The organism is Acidisphaera rubrifaciens HS-AP3, from assembly GCF_000964365.1.
Classification (GTDB): Bacteria; Pseudomonadota; Alphaproteobacteria; order Acetobacterales; family Acetobacteraceae; genus Acidisphaera; species Acidisphaera rubrifaciens.
Genome location: NZ_BANB01000846.1, coordinates 1 through 2,145, shown reverse-complemented (window position 1 = coordinate 2,145; position 2,145 = coordinate 1). Strand labels below are relative to the sequence as shown.

The window sequence follows — 2,145 nt, the reverse complement described above, 5'->3', positions numbered from 1 at the left end:
CCGGTCGGTCCGGCGCTGCGCGGCGCGCGGCGGGACAATGCCGGCTATATGTTCACGCTGGCGGGGCAGTGCATGGACCGCGGCAAGCTGCGCGCGGCGCGGACGCTGGCCGGGCAGGCCCTCGCGCTCGCGCCGCTGGACGCCGAGTACAACATCCGCGCCGCCCAGATCGCCGAGCGGCTGGGGCTGGCCGACGAGGCGCTGGCCCGCGCGGCGGCCGCGGCGGCGCTGTGGCCGTTCAACGGCCACATCCTGGCCGTGCTGGCACGCATCCTCGCCCGCACCGGCCACCCGCGGCAGGCGGCGTTCTATTTGCAGGCGGCGCTGTCGGGCGATCCGGACAACGCGGTGTTCCGGCAGATGCTGGACGAGGTGCGCGGGCAGGGCTGAGCCCGCCGCCGCCGCGCGGTCAGCCGCCGGGGGCCGCATCCACCGCCGCCCGCCACGCGTCGCGGCGGGCGAGTGCCAGGCGGTCGGGGTTCAGGACCTCGGTCACCTGGTCGGGCGTCAGGCCGGCGGCTTCCGCGAGGTCGCGGACGGTGCGGCCGGTGGCGAGCGCCTCCTTGGCGATCGTCGCGGCGCGCTCGTAGCCGAGCAGCGGCACCAGCGCGGTCGCAGCACCCACGCTCGCCTCCATGTGACGGGCGCACATCTCCGGCCGGGCCTCGATCCCGGCGACGCAACGGTCGGTGAAGGTCCCGACGGCGTTGGTGAGCAGCTTCATCGAATCCAGCAGGTTGTGGGCGATCAGCGGCTCGAAGGCATTCAGCTGCAGCTGCCCGCCCTCGGCCGCCAGCGTGATTGCCGTGTCGTGGCCGATCACCTGAAAGCAGACCAGGTTCACCACCTCGGCGATCACCGGGTTGACCTTGCCCGGCATGATCGACGAGCCCGGCTGCATCGCCGGCAGCGCGATCTCGCCAAGCCCGCCGCGCGGCCCCGACGACAGCAGGCGCAGGTCGTTGGCGATCTTGGACAGCTTCACGGCGATGCGCTTGAGCACGCCCGAGAACATGACGAAGCCGCCCATGTCCCAGCTCGCCTCCACCAGATTGGCGGACTGCACCAGCGGGAAGCCGGACAGGCGGGCGAGTTCGGCGATCGCCAGCGGGCCGTATTCGGGATCGGCATTGATGCGGGTGCCGATCGCGGTGCCGCCGAGATTGACCTCGCACAGCAGGGCCTGCGCCTCCGTCAGGCGCTGGATGTCCTCGCGTATGGCCACCGCATAGGCGCCGAGTTCCTGCCCCAGCGTCATCGGCACCGCGTCCTGCAACTGCGTCCGGCCGAGCTTGACGATGCCGGCGAAGGCCGCGCCCTTCGCCTCGAACGCCGCCGCGAGGGCATCGAGCGCCCGCTGCAGCGGCGCCACCTCCAGCAGCACGGCCAGACGCACCGCCGTCGGGTAGGTGTCGTTGGTGGACTGGCTGAGGTTCACGTCGTCGTTGGGGTGCAGATGGACATAGGCCCCGCGCGGATGGCCCAGCAGTTCCAGCGCGCGGTTGGCCAGAACCTCGTTCATGTTCATGTTGGTGGACGTGCCGGCGCCGCCCTGCATGACGTCGACCGGGAACTGGTCGTGCAGCTGCCCCTCGGCGACGGCGCGGGCGGCGGCGGCGATGGCGTCGCGCTTGACCGCCGGCAGCTTGCCCAGCGCGGCATTGGCGTGGGCGGCGGCCTGCTTGACCAGCGCGAGAGCGCGCAGCAGCGACGGGTGATGCCAGATCGGGATGCCGCTGATCGGGAAGTTCTGCACCGCCCGCATGGTCTGGGCGCCGTAATAGGCCGCGGCCGGCACCGCGATCTCACCGATGCTGTCGTGTTCGATGCGCCAGGCGGTGTCGATCGGCTGGTCCATGCGGCGTCTCCCCTCCCCGTGATCCACCGGCCATGCTGGCCGGCGGCGGCCCGTCGTCTGTTCAGGTTGGGCCGGTTCGGCTAGTCCTGCGAGCCGTGCCGGCCGGGCGGATGATGGCGCGGGACGGTTTGCGGGAGGCTGACGTGCCGCGTGACATTTTGGCGATCACCCTCTGCTCGGTCGTCGGGGCAGCCCTCTGCACCGTCCTCGCCGCGGTGCCGGCCCTGGCCGACGCGACGGCGCCCGCGGCGACGCAAGCCACCCCGGCCTCCGGCACGCCTGCCCCC

The 2,145-nt window shown here is 72.5% G+C and carries 3 protein-coding genes; 2 read left to right on the top strand and 1 reads right to left on the bottom strand.

Going from position 1 to position 2,145, the window contains the following annotated elements; all coding sequences use genetic code 11:
• A partial coding sequence (locus B8460_RS18420) for a tetratricopeptide repeat protein (protein ID WP_048863082.1) occupies positions 1-390 on the top strand: 390 nt, incomplete at its 5' end.
• A 19-nt stretch (positions 391-409) separates the two neighbouring features.
• On the opposite strand, the gene B8460_RS18415 is transcribed toward B8460_RS18420, so the two are convergent.
• Positions 410-1,858 (bottom strand): aspartate ammonia-lyase, encoded by a 1,449-nt coding sequence (locus B8460_RS18415; RefSeq protein ID WP_048863081.1) that lies wholly within the window; start codon positions 1,856-1,858, stop codon positions 410-412.
• A 32-nt stretch (positions 1,859-1,890) separates the two neighbouring features.
• On the opposite strand from B8460_RS18415, the gene B8460_RS23125 reads away from it, so the two are divergent.
• On the top strand, positions 1,891-2,145 hold a 255-nt coding region (locus B8460_RS23125; protein ID WP_206742660.1), incomplete at its 3' end, for a hypothetical protein.

Excerpts from the sequence above, each read along its gene's own strand:
- B8460_RS18415 (WP_048863081.1), bottom strand. The coding sequence starts at position 1,858 with ATGGACCAGCCGATCGACACCGCCTGGCGCATCGAACACGACAGCATC.